Below are 17,975 nucleotides of genomic sequence, written 5' to 3'. Positions count from 1 at the left end.
ACGGCCGGCTCGAGCACCTTCGCGGTTCCGCCCTCGGCTTCCGGAACCTCAGCCACTACATCGCCAGATCGCTCCTCGAAGCCGGCGGATTCAGACCGCTCATACACTCTCATTCGCGATGAGCCGCCTTCGATCGCGAGGAAGAACCAGATCCCGAAGGGCAGGGCTGCCCAGATGCCCAGCGTGCCGAACGGCAGGAAGGGGGATGCGCCTGCGGCGGCCTCGTTCACGGGGATGTTGGTGAGGTTGGCAGGGTCGAACAGGCCGACGGAAGCGATCGCGAAGATGACGAGACCCACCAAGGCGATGGCGGTGATGACGAACATCGTCTTGAGCGCTTCGCCTGCGCCGGTGAGGTGAATGCCCATGAACAGGCCGAACACGGCCAGGTAGACCCACCAGCCGTCGGTGATCCCGAAGAGGTGGAGGGATTCGACATAGGCCCCGATGAAGGTGGCAATCGCCGCGGGGGCGATCGTGTACTCGATGAGGACGGCCGCCCCGGTCGCGAAGCCGCCCCAGGTGCCGAGCGCGGCACGAGCGAACGTGTAGCCGCCGCCCGCGGCCGGGAGCGCGGAGGACAACTCGGCCATGCCCAGCACCATGCAGACGTACATGACGGCGATGATCACGAAGGCGATGAGCAGTCCGCCGAAGCCGCCTTGGGCTAGGCCACCGTTCCAGCCGGAGAAGTCTCCCGAGATGACGTAGCTCACGCCGAGGCCCGCCAGCAGTACCCAACCAGCAGATCCCGACTTCAGCGAGCGCTTCTGCAGGTATGCGTCGGACTCTTGCCGGGCATCGAAGGCTCCCCCTGGGGCCTGTTCACGCGTGTCGAGAGACATCGGGCCGTTCCTCCTCCATGGTGACGCCGAGGGGACGGCCCGATGCGTGCGCCTAGGGCCGTCCGCATCGACTGAATGCGCTGAGCCTCGCATCCCGCCACGCGCCGCGTCACGATGTTTCAGCGGCCTTCACGCACGTGTAATCCGTCGACATATCTCTGTAACGCAGGACGCCTGGACATCCCCCGAGATCGACGCCGCGCAGCGGCCTCTCGGGTGAAAGGCCACGTCAGCGGCGGTTGTTCCACTGACGGATCATCGCGATCCGCGCGTCGACCTGGTCGGTCGTGGCCTGAGCCAGGGACGGGCCACCGCATTGGCGTCGCAGGTCGGCGTGCACATGGCTGTGCGGGACGCCGTGGACGCGCGCGTACTGCGCCACCAGCGTGTTGAGTTCCTTGCGGCGCGCCTCGAGCGCCCGGTGCAACGCCACCTCGGGTGCGACACGTTCGCGACGCTGGGCGCGATCATGACGGGTGATCTGACGGCGCTGGCGTTCGCGCAGCAGATGGGTGATCTGCTCGGGTTCCAACAGGCCCGGCAGACCCAGGAAGTCGGCCTCGTCGTCCGAGGTCGGGACGGCATGCATCCCGAACTGCTCCGACTCGAACAAGACGTGATCGAAGGTGGCCGAGGAGTCGATCGCCTCATAGCTGCCCATGAGTTCGTCGGAGGCGCCCTCGTTGCGGTTGGCCGCCGCGATCAGCGCCTCGGCTTCCTCCCACACGTCGACGGCCTCGGCCTCGCCCGGTTTCTTGCCGAGGATGTGGTCGCGTTGGCGTTCCAGCGTGGACGCGTGCGCCAAGATGATCGGCACCGTGGGCAGGAACACGGTCGCCACCTCGCCGCGGCGCCGCGTCCGCACGAAACGCCCCACCGCCTGCGCAAAGAACAGCGGCGTCGACGTCGCTGTCGCGTAAACGCCGACGGCCAGGCGCGGCACGTCCACACCTTCGGACACCATGCGCACCGCCACCATCCAGCGCTCCTCGGACGCCGAGAAGGATTCGATACGCTTGCTGGCCCCCGCATCGTCGGACAACACCACCGTCGGCTTGTCCCCGGTGATCGACTCGAGCATGCGGGCATAAGCGCGGGCGTGGGTTTGGTTGGACGCGATCACGAGCGCCCCCGCGTCCGGGATGTGGCGACGCACTTCGCTCAGGCGCCGATCGGCGGCAGCGAGCACGGCGGCGATCCACTCCCCCTTCGGATCCAGTGCGGTGCGCCACGCCTGCGCGGTGATGTCCTTGGTGGTCAACTCGCCGAGGTTGGCCTCCATCTGGTCCCCCGACTTGGTGCGCCAGCGCATCGGGCCGCCGTAGTTCATGAACACGACCGGGCGGACGACATGGTCGCGCAGCGCGTCCGCGTAGCCGTAGGTGTAGTCGGCGCGCGAGATCAGCGCCCCCGATTCGGCAGGAACGTAGCTGATGAACGGGATGGGGTTGTCGTCGGAGCGAAACGGCGTACCGGTCAGGGCCAAGCGCCGCGTCGCGTACTGGAAGGCTTCGCGGACGGCGTCCCCCCACGCGAGCGCATCGCCGGCGTGGTGCACCTCGTCGAGGATGACGAGCGTGTCGAAGTTCGTGGTCATGGTCTGGTACGCCAGCATCGCGGCCGCGACACCGGCGTAGGTGACGGCGACGCCGTCGTATTGACGCGAGCGCCCCCGCTTGCGCCCCCCGGTGCCGGGATCGAGCTGGATTCCGACTTTGGCTGCGGCGTCGGCCCACTGCACCTTCAGGTGTTCGGTGGGGGCCACGACGACGATGCGCCGCACGATCCGGGCTTGGAGCAGTTCGACGGCGACCCGCAACGCGAACGTCGTCTTGCCCGCGCCCGGGGTGGCGACGGCGAGGAAGTCGCGGGGGCCCTCGGCGAGGTACTTCTCCAGCGCTGCCGCCTGCCAGGCGCGCAGCTTGGACGACGTTCCCCACGGCGCACGCTGCGGGAACGCCGGGCCGAGCCGGTCGAAAGCGGATTGGCTCACAGGCCTGCCCCGGCGGGGCGCGAGCGGTGGGGATGGCCGTGAAGGAACATAGGTGTACGAGGGTAGCCCTCCCCGGTGACGATCCGGCCAGCCCGCTCACGCAGGTCACTCATCGGACGCACCCGCCCCGATCAGGCGGCAGCCGCCAGGAGATCCTTGAGCCGGTCCAGGAACGGCACCTGCCCCTGCGTGAGCCGCGTCCGGGCCTTATCGACGTCGAACCATCCCGCCTTGTCGACCTCGGGGAAGGTCTGCACTTGCCCCGATTTGCGCGGCCATTCGACCTCGAAGGTGTTGCTGGACACAAACGCCAACTCCAGCGACGCCTCCACCCCGTAGCCGCGCACCCGTTTGCCGGAACTCAGGCGCACCTCCCCGAGGTCGAGAAGATCCCCTGGAGGTGCCGGGATGCCCACCTCCTCGGCGAACTCGCGGCGCGCCGCGTCCTCGGGGAGTTCGTCCCCAGGAACGTACATGCCTTTCGCCAGGGACCAACCGCCCTGGTCGCGGTGTCCCCAAAAGGGTCCGCCCATATGGACGATGAACACCCGCAGCGCGCCCTCGTCACAGGAGTACGGCAGGATGCCGGCGCTGTAGAGGGTCATGGGGCTATCGTGCCACCCCGCCCCAGTCGTCCCAGCGATTTCGTTTCGGCCGTGCGGCCTTGTGGCGGTTCGTCAACGCCCTGGACGCGCGCGCACGCACGTGCGACAGTGGGGCGCATGAGCGAGCCGGGCACAGCCGATTCCACGCCGGATCCCAAGGAGCAGATGCGCGCCGCCTTGGAGGCGAAGCGAGCCGCACAGCATGGCAGCGCAACCGGGGGCGATGCGCGCGCGAAGGCGTCCGGGGGCCCGCACGGGCAACAGGGCGGCAAGCGCACCTTCCGCCGCAAGTCTGGGGGTTAAACCCCTGACCGGAGCCGGTTCGGCTGTAACGAGACCGTAGTCTGGCCGCATTCTGCGCGACCTCATCGGTCATTACGCTCGCGGCCATGCGGATCGCCGTTCCCACTGAGATCAAGACCCAGGAATTTCGTGTCGCCGTCACGCCCGTGAGCGTGGACGAGTTGGTGCGCGCTGGGCATGAGGTGTTTGTGCAAGCAGGGGCGGGCCTCGGCTCGTCCATACCCGATGAGGCCTACCAGCGCGCTGGCGCCACCATCCTTCCCACCGCCGAGGAAACCTGGGCTGCCGGAGAGATGGTGATGAAGGTCAAGGAGCCCATCGCGTCCGAGTACGGGTTGCTGCGTGAGGATCTGGTGTTGTTCACCTATCTGCACCTTGCCGCCAACGAGCCGCTCACCCGGGCCCTCCTGGACGCCGGAACGACCGCCATCGCCTACGAGACGGTGCAGGCGGACAGCGGTCTGCTGCCGTTGCTGTACCCCATGTCTGAAGTGGCGGGGTGTCTCGCCCCCGCGGTCGGCTCCCAAGCCCTCTTGAAGGCTTCGGGCGGGCGCGGCGTCCTCATGGGCGGCGTCGGCGGCGTCCCGAACGCGAAGGTCGTCGTCCTCGGTGGTGGCACGGCCGGTCAGAACGCCGCCAACGTGGCCATGGGGATGGGCGCTGATGTGACGATCCTCGACACCGATCTGAGCAAGCTTCGGCAAACGTTTTGGCGCTACGAGAACCGGGTGGCCGGGGTGATGTCGACGGCGATGGCCGTCCGGGAGCACCTGCGCGACGCTGACCTGGTGATCGGCTCGGTGCTTCTGCCCGGGGAGAAGGCCCCCAAGCTCGTCACGAACGAGATGGTCGCCGAGATGAAGCCCGGATCGGTGCTGGTCGATATTGCCATCGACCAGGGCGGATGCTTCGAGGACAGCCGCCCCACCACCCACGATGACCCCACGTTCACGGTGCACAACTCGCTGTTCTACTGCGTGGCGAACATGCCCGGCGCGGTGCCCAACACGTCCACCTGGGCCCTCGCCAACGCGACGCTGCCGTTCGCGAAGCGGCTTGCTGGGCTCGGCTGGGAGGGGGCGCTCGCCTCCGATGCCGCCCTGGCGAAGGGGCTCAACGTCCACGGCGGCGTGCTGCGTAATGCGGGCGTGTCTCACGCCTTCCCCGACCTGCCGTTCGCTCCCTACCCGGCCTGATAGCGGCCACGTGCGGTCCCGCGTCCACCTCATCGCTCGGATGCGGGGCCGTGCCACGGCGATCCTGCGAGAACGCTTCCGGGGCCGCCTCGCGCACGCCTACGGCTAGGGCGGGAATCAGTCGTCGAGGGGCGACTGCGCCGCGACACTCGCGCTGAGTTCAGGCAATTGCTTGGCGATGGGGCGTCCGGCGACGCGGTCGTACACCACGGCCAGCGGCCCGGTCAGGGTCACCGTGTACACCATGGACCACGTGTCCGGCCCCGCAGGCAGGGGCGGCTCGAAGGCGTCCGCGTCGTCGAGTTCTTCGGGCCGTTGCAGCGCGAACTCCAGCCGCACCACCCCGAAGAGCACCTTGCGCTCAATCGCGAACCGCTTCTTGGCCCGGTCGACAGCACTGATCCGAAACGACCAACGTGGCCCTCGCTGGGGACGCACCAGGCCGACCGCACCGACGGCAACCGGACCGTTGAGCTTGGAGGCCCTCAGGCCTGGGAAATGGTCGGCCCACTGGTCGACGTCCACCCAGTGCCGCCAGACGGCAGACGGACTCACCGGCGCGGTGAGTGCGTACGTGTGGACGATCATGTGACTCCTTGTGGTCGGGCACCCTCTATTGTGCGCGATCCACGTAGCGACGCGCGCGCCGTCCCACCCTGGATGCTCTCGAGCGACGCGTCCGCGCGCCGGGACGCGTTAGCGCTCCTCAGCGACGAGCCTGGGGGTGCGGGGCGGATGCCCGAGGATTTCGGCGACCGTCATAGAGATCAGGACGGCCAGGGCCCCAGCCGGATAGGCCATCGTCCACCAGGAGGCGTTATCGGCGCCGCCGAACGCGAACACCCCGATCGCGAGGCCGTGGCCGTTGTCGTAGCGGGCCGTGAGCAGGATCATCCCCAGTGCGCCCAGCGCCCACCAGGGCCATCGACGATCGCGGTTCGCGAAGCCGACCATGGCCGCGCATAACGGCCACCAGCACATGATCACCAACCAGATCCAGTGATGCTCCCACGAAAAGGGAGCCGCAAACGCGGACGCCGTCCCCACGACGGCCGCGGCCAGCACCGGCAGGCGTCGGGACAGGAGGCGTCCGGCGAGCATGATCGCCCAGGCGCAGACGACGACGGCGCCCACCAGCCAGACCCCGGCGGGGGCGCCTGGCCACAACCGCGCGATGACGCCGTCGAAGGACTGATTGACGATCCACTCCGAGGGGGCGATGCGGCGGGTGTCGCGCAGGGCGACCGTCCAGAAGTCGACGGCGTCGCGGGGCAGCACGAGGAACCCGAGCAGGACGGTCAGCGCGAACGTGCCTGAGGCGACGGCGGCCGCACGCCAGCGGCGGTTCCACAGCAGTAACACGACGAACAGGAGGGGCGTGAGCTTGATACCGGCCGCGATACCGATGCCCAGGCCCGCCCAACGGCGTCCGCGGGACGCGGCGACGAGGTCGGCGACGACGAGGGCCATGAGGACGATGTTGATCTGTCCGAGCCACAAAGTATCGGCCAGGGGCACGAGCAGGAACGTGAACCCGATACCCAGGCAGGCTGCCGCACCCCGCGTGATAATGCTGCCCGCGCCGCGCGCTTCGCGGGCGATGACGCCAACCGTCCAGATGACCAGCATCAGGTTGACCGTGATCATCGCGGCGCTGAGCAATGTGTCGTTCAGCCACGCCATCGGCCAAAACAGGAGAGCGGCGAACGGCGGATACACGAAGTACGGCGGCCCATACACCGGGTCGTAGAGGGGGCGTCCGGCCTGGATCGCTTCCACCCCGCCCCGATAGACGAACACGTCGATGCGGAAGGCGTTGTGGGGCTCGTTGAGCACCAAGCCAAACCAGAACGCGAACGACACGACAGCGAACAGGAACGCCAGCAGTTCGACGCGGCGGCGCATCGTGGGGAGGTCTCCTCGGCGCTGGAGGTGCGGGAGTGCCGAGGGCGGGGTCATGCGGACCAGTTCACTGGTCGGCCCACCGACGGGTCAAACCGGCAGCCACGTCACCCCCGCCCTGCGCGTGCCGGTGGTCGACGCCACCCCGGTCACTGTGAATCGTGAGGTTTGCGCGTCGAACGCTTCGCGACCACCGCGACGCTGATCGCCAAAGCCAGCAGGGCACCGCCGGCGACCAGGTAGGCGTCCGTGCCCATCCCGCCCGTCAGGGGAAGCAGGACCGGCGGGGTCTTCTTATGGAGGAGGGTGCCCAAGGCGACGGACGCCCCGGCACCGGGGGTCTGTCCGGCGCCCACCGTGAACGGGATCGGGGTCAGGCTCCGCACATACCCGGGAGGCGCGACCGTCTCGTTCAGCGTGTAAGAACCCCAGGTCAGCCCGGTGACCGTGAAGGCCCCCACCGCCGGGTTCTGATCAGCTCCCGTGCAGGGCGATGCGGTGCAGTCGATCACCGCGAGCTGCTGGCCACCAGGCCCGTCGATGCGCCACACCGATCCGGCGAGCAGGTCAGTGCTCGTGCCCTCGGCCTTCTTGCTCCACGTGACCTGGCCAGGCTGCGCAGCGTTCGCGAAGGTGCACCGCACGTCTTGACCGGGGGTGAGCGTCACGCGTCCCTGAGCGGTGACGGCGACCGGCGTTCCCGATGGTTGCGCGACGCAGGTGAGCGCCTGCTGGGCGTAGCCCGCGACGGCGTCCTCACTCAACTGGTAGGTGCCGCCGGGCACGTACTGTCCGACAAAGGCCCCATTGACGTACTGGCCGGTCATGCTGTTTCCGCCCGCCAGCGGCGTCGCGTGGAGTTTTCCGCCCCAGGCCCCGGGGAGCAGGGTATCGCTCGACGCCCCAGCGGCCGTATTGTCGACCTGCTTGACCAAGGTCAGCCGAGTGCAGACCACCGTGTTGGTGACCGTCAAGGTTTGAGCCCCGGCCACGAGCGTCCCCGTGAAGGTTTGGCTGGTGCTCGTGGTGGTCGTCGTCACCGCGCCGGAGGTGAGCGACGCGACCGTCGCGTCTTGTTGCCACGAGCATTGGGCCAGGGCGCCGCGCAGCGTCACCGTTTCGGTGACGCCTTCCGTGTCGGAGCGGAACGCCGAGACGGTACCGTCCCAACCCGGATTGGTCGCCGCCGAGTTGTTGATCGTGACGCCGGATACGGTCGAACTCACCGCGTCCGCGGCCAAGCCAGCCGCTTGCAAAGCGGCGCCAAGGTTAGCGTTCGCGATGGTGCCGCTCGGCAGACCAGGCCCGGAGAACACCCACTGTTTACGCAGCGTGAGGCTCGCGGGCGCGGGCGTGTTCGTGACCGTGCAGGTCACGGCGCCGTTCGAGACGGCGTCGCCGGGGAAGATGAGGGTGAGGAGTGTTCCCGTCCCGGTAGCCACCTCTGCCCCCGTGACCGCTGCGGTGCAGCGCCATGTCGTGCTGTAGCGGCCCAGACGGGTTCCGCTGTTGCCCGGAGTCTCCGACAACGCGTAGCTGTTGCCCGGGACGACCGGGGAGGGCCCCAGTTGCGTGGCCGTCTGGAGCCCCAGGGTGGAGCCGGACGTGGTGGCGCTTTGCGTGCTGTTCCCCGACTGCAAGCGCAACGTGAACTGGTCCGTGGGTGTGGCTCGTCCGGCGATGTTCTTCACCACCGTCAACGTTCGCGGGCTGACGCAGTTACCCAAGTCGCCCACCTTGGGCGGAATGGAACCATCGGGGCTGTTGAGCGTCAGCGTCGCCCCGATCTGTGCACCGGACGCGGGATCGATCTTCAACAGTTGGGAGGCGCCCGTCGTACTCACCGACACATACAGGTAGCCGTCCGAGGCGAAGCCACGCCGTTGGCGTTACTGCCGGTGGGGATCCCCACGAGGTCGACCATCTTGGTCGCCTTCAAGCCCCCGCTGGCGATCTGGGCCGCGTCTACCCGGTAGAGGGCGCTCGAACTCGCGTTTGACGCGACCAAGTACATGTTTCCCGAACGGTCGAAATACAGGTCGCCGCCGTTGGGGATGGATTCGCCCGTGGCGCTCGCGATCGTGCCGATCGCAGTGCTGGTCGGAGTTGAGGCCGACGGGTCGAAGACGTACAAGACGCCACCGATCGTGAAGTAGAACTTGCTCTGGAGGGAGTTCCAGCCACCTCGAAAGGACGACTCCGGCACGGAGCCAAACGTTGTATTGCTCACGCTGTTGGTCGCGAGGTTCACCACACTCACGACGAGACGTGAAGACACGCTTTGCCACGGCAGTACCGCAAACGTTCCGTCGGTATTGACGTCCATGCTGTACACCGTCCCGGAGTCGGCCAACGCCTGCCCCGACGCGCCGGCCATGCCCGGGAACTGGTTACCCGTGAGGCTGGTCAACCGTTGCATGGCGCCTGTGGCAACGTCGATCGTCGCGAGATTGCCGCGCACGTGCCCACAATCCGGCCCGGCGCACACACATTAGCCGCCGCGAGGGGTGCCAACTCTCGGCTCTGCGCGGCCGTCGTGGACGGCCGCGACGTTTCCGCGGGCGTCCGAACGGGAGTGGGATCGGCAGCGGTTGTCGCCGCAGGCGTCGAACGCGCTGCAGTGGCGGAAGGCGTCGGGGTGACGCTGGAACTCGGTGATGGCGGCGCCGTCGCAGGTGTCGGGACGACACTGGGCTGCGCGTCAGCGTCTGCAGCCAGCGATGGCGTCGGTGCTGCTGACGTCTGCTGCGCGGCAGCAGGGGAAATGGGGAGCATCAGAAGGCAGGTCAGCCAGGCAACGGCAACGGCAACGACGAGCTTTCTCAGCATCAGAACCTCCGGCGGGCTCCGGAGCCAGCATCCCTCCACCCACAGATTTGAGCCTTCATGCCAACAGAGCCCCTTGACACTCTCGAGAGAGAGGGTCCCCAGCGCGACGAGGGCGGACGCCTCAGATGAGTAGTAAGCCCCGCACCGGGGATCGGTGCGGGGCTTACTCTGGCGCGCTCGGAGGGATTCGAACCCCCAACCTGCTGATCCGTAGTCAGCTGCTCTATCCGTTAAGCCACGAGCGCAAGGTCGGTGACCGGGAAATAACTATACCTCCTTCTGCGCCAGACGCCAACCGCACTCCCCTTCAGGGCTGCAACAGAGGCTGCGCTAGTCCCGCAGCGACGCCTCCGTCGGGGCGCGTCCCCCACCCCGCATGGCCCGGGGAGAACGCCTCCCCATCGCCCCCTCAGACGCGACTTCTGGGCTGGAGGACCAAAAATCACACCCCCTCGACGTGTGGGCGCGGAAGTGTACGCACATCGCACCTCGATTTGGTGAGAAATGGCCACTTTGGCACGATGGTTGCAGCGATCAGGCAGGTCTGATCCGTCAACGAGGACGGGCGACCTGAGCCGAATGGAGAGTCGACATGACCGTAAACACCATCCTCAACAACGCTCCGAGTAACGCCCCCGCCGACCTGGTGGCCTGGGTCGACGAGATGGCTGCCCTCACCCAGCCCGATGCCATCGAGTGGGTGGATGGCTCCGCCGAGCAGAAGGCACGCGTCACCCAGGAGATGGTGGACGCCGGCTCGCTCATCCCCCTCAACCCCGAGAAACGCCCCGGCTCCTACCTGGCTCGTTCGACGCCCTCGGACGTGGCCCGCGTCGAGTCGCGCACCTTCATCTGCTCCGTCGACCCCGACGACGCCGGACCAACGAACAACTGGGCCGAGCCGACAGCCATGAAGCACACCTTGGACGGACTGTTCGCGGGCAGCATGCGCGGCCGGACGATGTACGTGATCCCCTTCTCGATGGGGCCGCTCGGCAGCCCGATCTCGCGCGTCGGCGTCGAGATCACCGACAGCCCGTACGTGCTGATCAGCATGGACATCATGACCCGAGTTGGCGCGGACGTGCTGCACGAGATCGCGCAGGGCCAGCCGTGGGTGAAGGCCATGCATTCGGTCGGCTATCCGCTCGTGGACGCCGAGGGCAATGCGCGCCCCGACGTGCCCTGGCCCGCGAACGAGGAGAAGTACATCACCCACTTCCCCGAGACCCGGGAGATCTGGTCGTACGGTTCGGGATATGGCGGCAACGCTCTGCTGGGAAAGAAGTGCTTCGCGTTGCGCATCGCGTCCGTGCTCTCACGCGAGGAGGGCACCCTCGCCGAACACATGCTGATCTTGAAGATCACGCGCGAGGCCGACGACAAGGTCTTCTACGTGGCAGCCGCCTTCCCGAGCGCGTGCGGAAAAACCAACTTGGCGATGCTGCAGCCGACCATTCCGGGGTACCGCGTGGAGACCATCGGCGATGATATTGCCTGGATGCGTCCCGGCGAGGACGGCCGCCTGTACGCAATCAATCCCGAAGCTGGGTTCTTCGGGGTGGCGCCCGGCACGTCGGCGTCCACCAACCCGATCGCGCTCGCCGCGCTCGATCACGATGTGATCTTCACCAATGTGGCGCTCACCGACGACGGCGACGTGTGGTGGGAGGGCCTGACCAAGGAGCCTCCGGCCCACCTGCTCGACTGGACGGGAGCGGATTGGACGCCGGATTCGGACCGGCCCGCTGCCCACCCGAACTCGCGCTTCACCGTGGCCGCCGACCAGGCCGCGACCATCGCCGACAACTGGGACGATCCCGCGGGCGTTCCGCTCGACATCATCTTGTTCGGCGGGCGTCGGGCGTCCAACGTGCCGCTGGTCTCACAGGCCTACGACTGGGAACACGGCGTGTTCATTGGCGCGACTGTCTCCTCCGAACAGACGGCCGCCGCGGAGGGCGCTGTGGGTTCCCTGCGTCGCGACCCGTTCGCGATGTTGCCGTTCTGCGGGTACAACATGGCTGATTACTGGCAGCACTGGCTCGACATGGGTGAGGTGCTCGGCGACAAGGCCCCGGCGATCTTCCAGGTGAACTGGTTCCGCAAGGGTGAGGACGGCCGGTTCTTGTGGCCGGGCTTTGGCGACAACGTGCGCCCGATCGAATGGGCGCTTCGGCGCGTCCTGGGTGAGGTGGGCGCGACCGACGGCCTCTCCGGCCAACTGCCCCAGCACGGCGATCTGAACATCGAGGGGCTTGATCTCGACGACGCCACGCTGGATCAGATCTTCGCCTTGGATCCGCAAGCGTGGGCCCAGGAGGCGGACCTGACCGAGGAGTACTTCGAGCAGTTTGGTGACAGGGTGCCGCAACGCTTGCGCCACCAACTCTCCGCGTTGCGTGAGCGGATTGCCCGCGCCGAAGGCTGAGCGCACAACGCGTGAGCGGATCACCCGCTGCGAGAACTGCGCGGCAGTCCCTTCCTCGACGAACGCAGCAGGGGCCGCGTCACGATCACCGTGACGCGGCCCCGTTGCCTGCTTCGGGCCAGCCCAACCGCCCGGAACGATCAGCTCACAACGCGCGCAGCGTCTCCACCAGCGAGGTGCTGGGGCGTCCGATGAGGTCGGCGAGATCCGTGCTCGTGGAGAAGAGCGCGCCACCAGCGATGGCGGTGTCCCATCCGGCGAGCATCTGTGCGACTTCCTGCGGCAGCCCGTGGCTGGCGAGTTGGTCGGCATACGCCGCCTCGGACTGGTTGACGTAGACGACGAGACGCCCCGTCACCTCCGCGATACCCTCGGCGATCTGCGGGTAGCTGAGCGCGGGATCCCCGGCCAGCTCGTACACCTTGCCCGCATGCCCAGGCGTGGTTCCGACGACGGCCGCAGCCTCGGCGTAGTCCTTGCGGGCAGCCCCGGAGACGAGGCCCTCCCCTGCTGCCCCGTGGAACTCACCGGACGCCGCAGCGCCAGACAGGGCTGAGGCGTAGTTCTCCCAGTACCAGCCGTTGCGCAGTACGGCGTGGTCGATCCCGGAGTCAGCAAGCAACTTCTCGGTGATCACGTGCTCCTCGGCCAGCGACAGCGCTGAGGTGTCGGCGTCCAGCAGGCTCGTGTAGGCGATGAATCCGACGCCCGCTTCTTGCGCGGCGGCGACGACGTTGCGGTGCTGAGCGGCACGCTTCCCGGGCTCGCTCCCCGAGACGAACAGCAGGGTGTCCACACCGGTCAGGGCGGCGGTGAGCGCAGCCTGGTCCTCATAGGAGGCCTCTGCGACGCGGACGCCTTCGGGCAGGCGGGCAGCCTTGGCGGGGTCACGCACGATGGCGAGAACATCGGAGGCGGCGACCCCACGGGCGAGGATGGCGTCGATGATCAGGCCGCCGAGGTGTCCGGTGGCTCCCGTGACAGCGATAGTGCCCATTTAGTTGCTCCTTCAAGTTTTTCTTGTTTCCAGTAGGCCACGCGAGCCTCCGCAACACAAGCCCACTTCACCCCCAAGAGGCGCGGCCCGGATCAGACAGCCAGCCGTCGATGTCGGGACCGCGCGGGACGATGCGGGTCGGATTGATCTGCTCGTGGGTGGCGTAGTAGTGGCGTTTGATGTGGTCGAAGTCGACCGTGTCCCCGAAGCCGGGCTGCTGGAACACGTCGCGGGCGTAAGCCCACAGCACCGGATCCTCGGTGAGCTTGTTGCGGTTGCACTTGAAGTGGCCGTGGTAGACGGCGTCGAAGCGCACCAGCGTCGTGAACAGCCGCACGTCCGCCTCAGTGAGGTGCGCTCCCATAAGGAACCGGCGTGTGGCCAACCGTGCAGAAAGGGCGTCCAGGCGGGCGAACAGCCGGTCGTACGCTGCGTCGTAGGCGTCCTGCGAGGTGGCGAACCCGGTCCGGTAGACCCCGTTGTTCACGTCAGCAAAAATCTCGTCCACCAACCGATCGTGTTCGGCACGCTCCTGGGGGTGCTCCGGCAGCAACCTGGGAGCGCCGTGACGGTGGTAGGCCGCCCACTGGGTCGAGAGATCAAGCGTGATCTGCGGGTAGTCGTTGGTGACAACCTGCCCCGTCACCGTGTCGATCATCGCGGGCACGGTCACTCGTCCGGCGTAGTCAGGGGCGGTGTTGGTCTAGGCCTCCTCCAGAAACTCGATCCCGAGCACGGGGTCGCGATGGCCCTCATCCAGCCAGAACCGCCAGCCGCGTTCGTCGCGGATCGGGTCGACGACGCCGAGCGAGATCACGTCGGTGAGCCCGAGCAGACCGCGGACGATGATCGCCCGATGCGCCCAGGGGCAAGCCCGCGACACGATCAGCCGATAGCGTCCCGGCTCCACGGGCCAACGACCCTGTGCGTCGGGTCCTTCCCCAGGTTGGGCGTCGGAGTCGGTGCTGATGCGGCCAGAGAACCGGTTGGGCTGACGGACGAACTCACCGGAGGCGGCGTTCTCCGCGCGGAACTGTGCTGGGGTCATGCCGACACCTCCGCTCGAACATGGTCGAACAGTTCGGTGGAGACGTAACGCTCTCCGGAGTCCGGCAGCACGGTCACGATCACCTTTCCGGCGTTCTCTGGACGCGCCGCCACCACTCGGGCAGCAGCGAGGGCGGCACCAGCGGAGATGCCGACGACGACGCCCTCGGTGCGCATCACCTCGCGGGCGACCGCAATCGCATCCTCACCAGGAATGTCGATCGTCTCGTCGATGAGGTCGGTGCGCATGACGGGCGGCAGTGCGGTTCCCCCGGCGATGCCCTGGATCTTGTGCGGGACGAACACACCACCGTTGAGGACGGGCGCCTCGGCCGGTTCAACCGCGTAGATCTTCAGGTTCGGGTTGTGTTCACGCAGGTAGCTGCCCGCCCCCGTCAGCGTCCCGCCGGTGCCGACCGTGGCCACGAGGATGTCGACGCGTCCAGCGGTGTCAGCCCAGATCTCGGGTCCGGTGCCTGCGTGGTGGGTATTCGGGTTGGCGGCGTTGCCACCCTGCCCGGACAGGAACGCCCCGGCGTCGCCTCGGCGATCTGCCCGGCACGCGCGTTAGCCCCGACCATCCCCTCGACGCCGGGCGTGAGTTCCAGGTCGACGCCGAGTCCGCGCAGCAGGGCGCGGCGCTCCACCGATACGTCGTCGGGCATCACGATGACGACGCGGTAGCCGAGCGCTGCACCGATCCAGGCCAGGGCGATTCCTGTGTTCCCGCTTGTGGCCTCAACGATGATGCCGCCCGGGGTCAGCTTCCCGGACGCCTCGGCGTTCCGCACGATCGCGAGGGCCGTGCGGTCCTTGACGCTGCCCAGCGGGTTGAAGAATTCGAGTTTGGCGAGCACCTCGGCGTGCGGGAACAGTCGGTGAAGGCGTAACAGCGGCGTGCGTCCGACCAGTTCGGTCGGGCTATGGAAGATCCGTGGTTCGCTCACGGGGATGCCTCTCAGGTGAAAACGATGATGGGGGCCCACAACCGGTCACGGGGAGGGCGGCGATTCGGCGCGGGGCGTCCGACATATGACAAGGAGGTACGCCGGGCCCTAACGCTGGACGCGGAGAGAATCGGGGTGCCGAGGCGGAACCTCAGGCAATGCGCACGAGGGGGCGACTACCGACAACAGCAGCGGGCAGCCACAGGAGTCAGCGCGGCAGAGCACAGGCTGCTGTGATGACGTGCGGCGCGGAACACAGCGCCAACGTAGCCGTGCTTGCCCCGACCCGCCAAACCGTGGCGGGCGCCCGGACGCATCCCATCATGCGAGACAGGTCCTCGGCCGGAGTTGCGTGCGGCTGCCAGGATGGCGCCATGAGTCCAGATCAGGTGTCGCGCCTCGCCGCGTCCACTGTGGTCTGTGGTTGTTGTCGAATGTCGCGCTGACGTTCCCTCGACCTCTTCCGTCGCGCCCCGAGTGATCGCACCCGGACCGACGACTCAACATAAGGATTCCCCGCCGTGACCAGCCTGCTGGAACCATCCCCACACCCGCGACGTTCGTTCGCCGGCACCACCGGCGACACGTCCTACTCGCTGCGGCCCCAAACCTCAACGCGCCGATGGCCGCCACGCCCTGAGGCTCGTTGAGAACAGGCCGGTGCGCCACCTTCCGCCCGAGCGGAGGCGCACCGGCCTCACCCCTGAACTCGCTCGAGTCTGACGCCACGACATCCGCCCTACGCTCGCCTGGGGCACCGCTAGCTCAGCAGGATTCGACCTCACGGAACTCTGAATCGACGATCCGGAGCGCACCCTCGGCATCACGCGAAAAGTAAAACCTGTTTTCGCTTCTAAGGCCCGACGTAGGTTGACCACCAGGATTCGCAAAACGCGCATCCCGCGCATCAGTACATGCACTCAAAGCCACGATAGAACCAGCCCTACTCCGCCCCGGCAGACGATGCACCCACACAAGCTGAGGCTCACCACTCACACGCGGACGCCCCTGCGACTGGGCCAACACCTCACCGACCGATCCCCGGAAAACCCCGCCCGTGACCGCCTCCAACTCAGGCGTCACACTCGGATCCCGAAGCTGCTCCCCCCTCAAGGTCTCCACCCAAAACCGCCGATACACCGCCTCAGCCTCCGCATACAACGCATCCCGACGCTGCGCCTGCTCAAACTCAATCGGCCCACAAGACACCGGATCACCACCGGCTTCTGGAACACACTCCAACGTCGCAGACGGCGACGGGCTCCCTACCGGCGGCGCCGATGACACTCCTGATGAGCAGCCCACTACGGCAGAACACCACACGCCAACCATGAGCGAACCGACGCACTTCAAAGGATCCATGGGGGTTTACCTCCTGGGGGGGGGGAAGCCTCAGTTTGGCAGAGCCTTGAACTCGTCCTGGGGGTCTCGACCCACCCGAAAGAACGTCGTTGAGGAGATCTCCTCAGGGGAGGCCGTGATCGCGCACCTCTCGCGCGCCGATGCTGCACATCAGGGCCGGGGCGCAGACCGAGAGCGACCCCTTCCACGGAGTCGGGCAGGGGCGGCGGTCAGGCGGCGTGAATCGCCTCATCGAGCGCATCAAGGACTTCGGCTTTCCGAGGAGCCCCGACGATGCGTCGCCGGACCAGGCCGTCGGAATCCAGGAGGAGCACGGTGGGGGTGCGCATGATGCCAAACCTCTCCACCAGGTCGAGGCGGGTTTCGGCGTCGACTTCGATGTGGACGACGCCCGGTCGAGCGGCCGTAACGTCGGCGAGGAGCGCGCGGGTCGCACGGCAGGGCGCGCACACCGTCGAGGAGAACTGTACGAACGTCGCTTGATCACCCAGGTCACGTCCCAGGCCTGTTGCGTCGAGGTGGGGCACGGACGACACGGCAACAGCCCGGGCGCGCCCGTCCGTGAGATGGCGATACAGGCCAAACGAGAGCGCAACCACGACCGCCCCCAGGAGCACCCACAACCCGGTCACGACGGCCCCAGTGTGCGGTCGACGAGCCGAGAATGCGCCTGCCGAGCAGGTACACCTCGCAGCCGAGGCAGAAGTCGAACACAGCGTTCAGCAGGGCGGCGATGAACGCGAAAGCGATCGCGGCAAAGAACAACACCGGCAGGGAGAGCACCCATCCGGCCACGCCTGCCAGCGCGAACACGAGGCCGACCGTTTGAGCGAAGCGCGGCGGGCGGGCGTCCTCCAGATCAGCGGGCGGGGCCAGACGAGGCCGGACAAACCGGCGGTAGAGGATGCCCCAGGGCTGGGCGCCCAAGCCGAGGAGCGAACCGGCGGCGAAGGCGAGCGTCTGCACGATCAGCACCACGAACCCGGGCACGGATCCGGGCCCCAGGGCGAGGACGACAGCGAGGAGGACGGAGGTGATGATGGCGCCGAACCGCGGGCTGCGCGGGTCGATCTGTGCGGAGGCGGTGGACGAGCGTGGCATGAGAGCGTTCCTGTCAGCGGGGAATCGTGGGGCCACGCGTGCGTGGCGGGTGACGGCAGAACACCGACCGTCAAGGAGCAAGAGATGGGCGCCCGGGAGTATCACGGGAATGACCAAGGAGCGTTGTCGGGCCGATCAGCAACAGCGACAACAGCTGCCCACGCGCACGTCGGCGACCCCAGCGGTCCGAGTTGCGTTGAACATGCAATCACCCTATCCCGCTAGCGAAGGCCAACCAAGGAGCGCACCTGAGCACGCATGCCACCGACACCCTCGGACGGCGCTCGCTCGCGGAGGGGGGCACTGCACGGGGCACTCTGGGAGGGAGTCATAGCCGACGCCCTCAGCGGCGGTATATCGTCGCCCACGAGGTGCGGGCGACGGTGTTGCCACGACGACACCTCCCGGCAACGCCCA

The 17,975-nt window shown here is 67.5% G+C and carries 14 protein-coding genes, 1 tRNA gene and 2 pseudogenes; 3 read left to right on the top strand and 14 right to left on the bottom strand.

The features are described from left to right. Positions 1 to 185: 185 nt before the first annotated feature. The 3 genes and pseudogenes from C1706_RS13725 to C1706_RS13715 form a co-directional block, all read right to left on the bottom strand. Positions 186 to 845: pseudogene (locus tag C1706_RS13725) on the bottom strand (amino acid permease); the annotation flags it as partial. A gap of 229 nt (positions 846 to 1,074) precedes the next feature. Further along, positions 1,075 to 2,838: a DEAD/DEAH box helicase gene (locus C1706_RS13720; protein ID WP_129459800.1), complete on the bottom strand. Its 1,764-nt coding sequence runs from the start codon at positions 2,836 to 2,838 to the stop codon at positions 1,075 to 1,077. Positions 2,839 to 2,969: 131 nt separating this feature from the next. Then, the gene (locus C1706_RS13715) at positions 2,970 to 3,443 is read right to left on the bottom strand and encodes an NUDIX hydrolase (RefSeq protein WP_129459799.1); all 474 of its coding nucleotides are present in this window, start codon (positions 3,441 to 3,443) and stop codon (positions 2,970 to 2,972) included. A 117-nt stretch (positions 3,444 to 3,560) separates the two neighbouring features. Between C1706_RS13715 and C1706_RS13710 the strand changes: the two genes are divergently transcribed. Then, positions 3,561 to 3,746: a DUF5302 domain-containing protein gene (locus C1706_RS13710; RefSeq protein ID WP_129459798.1), complete on the top strand. Its 186-nt coding sequence runs from the start codon at positions 3,561 to 3,563 to the stop codon at positions 3,744 to 3,746. Positions 3,747 to 3,832: 86 nt separating this feature from the next. Continuing rightward, positions 3,833 to 4,942: an alanine dehydrogenase gene (ald, locus tag C1706_RS13705; RefSeq protein WP_129459797.1), complete on the top strand. Its 1,110-nt coding sequence runs from the start codon at positions 3,833 to 3,835 to the stop codon at positions 4,940 to 4,942. Between the two features lie 117 nt (positions 4,943 to 5,059). Here the strand turns inward: ald and C1706_RS13700 are convergent, their stop codons facing one another. From C1706_RS13700 to C1706_RS13675, 5 genes are all read right to left on the bottom strand, one after another. Then, positions 5,060 to 5,530 carry an SRPBCC family protein gene (locus C1706_RS13700; protein ID WP_129459796.1) on the bottom strand — a complete coding sequence of 157 codons (471 nt, stop codon included), beginning with the start codon at positions 5,528 to 5,530 and terminating at the stop codon, positions 5,060 to 5,062. 108 nt (positions 5,531 to 5,638) lie between these two features. Next, entirely contained in the window at positions 5,639 to 6,901 is a 1,263-nt protein-coding gene (locus C1706_RS13695) for a glycosyltransferase 87 family protein (protein WP_129459795.1), read from the bottom strand. Between the two features lie 92 nt (positions 6,902 to 6,993). After that, positions 6,994 to 8,688, bottom strand: a complete 1,695-nt coding sequence (locus tag C1706_RS13690; RefSeq protein WP_129459794.1) for a SpaA isopeptide-forming pilin-related protein — start codon at positions 8,686 to 8,688, stop codon at positions 6,994 to 6,996. Further along, the gene (locus tag C1706_RS13685; protein WP_164987578.1) at positions 8,685 to 9,305 is read right to left on the bottom strand and encodes a hypothetical protein; all 621 of its coding nucleotides are present in this window, start codon (positions 9,303 to 9,305) and stop codon (positions 8,685 to 8,687) included. The genes C1706_RS13690 and C1706_RS13685 overlap by 4 nt, the downstream gene beginning before the upstream one ends. Before the next feature lie 537 nt (positions 9,306 to 9,842). After that, a tRNA-Arg gene (locus tag C1706_RS13675) sits at positions 9,843 to 9,918 on the bottom strand. Positions 9,919 to 10,265: 347 nt separating this feature from the next. On the opposite strand from C1706_RS13675, the gene C1706_RS13670 reads away from it, so the two are divergent. Beyond that, entirely contained in the window at positions 10,266 to 12,104 is a 1,839-nt protein-coding gene (locus C1706_RS13670) for a phosphoenolpyruvate carboxykinase (GTP) (protein ID WP_129459792.1), read from the top strand. A gap of 145 nt (positions 12,105 to 12,249) precedes the next feature. On the opposite strand, the gene C1706_RS13665 is transcribed toward C1706_RS13670, so the two are convergent. The 6 genes and pseudogenes from C1706_RS13665 to C1706_RS13645 form a co-directional block, all read right to left on the bottom strand. After that, positions 12,250 to 13,101: an SDR family oxidoreductase gene (locus C1706_RS13665; RefSeq protein WP_129459791.1), complete on the bottom strand. Its 852-nt coding sequence runs from the start codon at positions 13,099 to 13,101 to the stop codon at positions 12,250 to 12,252. Between the two features lie 67 nt (positions 13,102 to 13,168). Continuing rightward, positions 13,169 to 13,759 (bottom strand): glutathione S-transferase C-terminal domain-containing protein, encoded by a 591-nt coding sequence (locus C1706_RS14875; RefSeq protein WP_348981037.1) that lies wholly within the window; start codon positions 13,757 to 13,759, stop codon positions 13,169 to 13,171. 45 nt (positions 13,760 to 13,804) lie between these two features. Then, entirely contained in the window at positions 13,805 to 14,149 is a 345-nt protein-coding gene (locus tag C1706_RS14870) for a glutathione S-transferase family protein (protein ID WP_348981036.1), read from the bottom strand. Further along, a pseudogene (gene cysK / locus C1706_RS13655) lies at positions 14,146 to 15,095 on the bottom strand (cysteine synthase A). Before cysK ends, C1706_RS14870 begins: the two are co-directional and overlap by 4 nt. 1,571 nt (positions 15,096 to 16,666) lie before the next feature. Next, entirely contained in the window at positions 16,667 to 16,984 is a 318-nt protein-coding gene (locus tag C1706_RS14710) for a TlpA family protein disulfide reductase (RefSeq protein ID WP_284690575.1), read from the bottom strand. Next, entirely contained in the window at positions 16,950 to 17,558 is a 609-nt protein-coding gene (locus C1706_RS13645; protein ID WP_241653583.1) for a DUF4395 domain-containing protein, read from the bottom strand. Before C1706_RS13645 ends, C1706_RS14710 begins: the two co-directional genes overlap by 35 nt. Between the last annotated feature and the right edge of the window lie 417 nt (positions 17,559 to 17,975).

This window comes from Propioniciclava flava (assembly GCF_004126535.1).
In the GTDB taxonomy this organism is placed as follows: Bacteria; Actinomycetota; Actinomycetes; order Propionibacteriales; family Propionibacteriaceae; genus Propioniciclava; species Propioniciclava flava.
Note: the sequence above shows the minus strand (reverse complement) of the source record. Positions and strands in the feature narration are given on the sequence as shown.

Coding starts and splice junctions, on each gene's coding strand:
- C1706_RS13715 (WP_129459799.1), bottom strand. CDS start 3,443: ATGACCCTCTACAGCGCCGGCATCCTGCCGTACTCCTGTGACGAGGGC.
- C1706_RS13710 (WP_129459798.1), top strand. CDS start 3,561: ATGAGCGAGCCGGGCACAGCCGATTCCACGCCGGATCCCAAGGAGCAG.
- ald (WP_129459797.1), top strand. CDS start 3,833: ATGCGGATCGCCGTTCCCACTGAGATCAAGACCCAGGAATTTCGTGTC.
- C1706_RS13700 (WP_129459796.1), bottom strand. CDS start 5,530: ATGATCGTCCACACGTACGCACTCACCGCGCCGGTGAGTCCGTCTGCC.
- C1706_RS13695 (WP_129459795.1), bottom strand. CDS start 6,901: ATGACCCCGCCCTCGGCACTCCCGCACCTCCAGCGCCGAGGAGACCTC.
- C1706_RS13670 (WP_129459792.1), top strand. CDS start 10,266: ATGACCGTAAACACCATCCTCAACAACGCTCCGAGTAACGCCCCCGCC.
- C1706_RS13665 (WP_129459791.1), bottom strand. CDS start 13,101: ATGGGCACTATCGCTGTCACGGGAGCCACCGGACACCTCGGCGGCCTG.
- C1706_RS14875 (WP_348981037.1), bottom strand. CDS start 13,759: ATGATCGACACGGTGACGGGGCAGGTTGTCACCAACGACTACCCGCAG.
- C1706_RS14870 (WP_348981036.1), bottom strand. CDS start 14,149: ATGACCCCAGCACAGTTCCGCGCGGAGAACGCCGCCTCCGGTGAGTTC.
- C1706_RS13645 (WP_241653583.1), bottom strand. CDS start 17,558: ATGCCACGCTCGTCCACCGCCTCCGCACAGATCGACCCGCGCAGCCCG.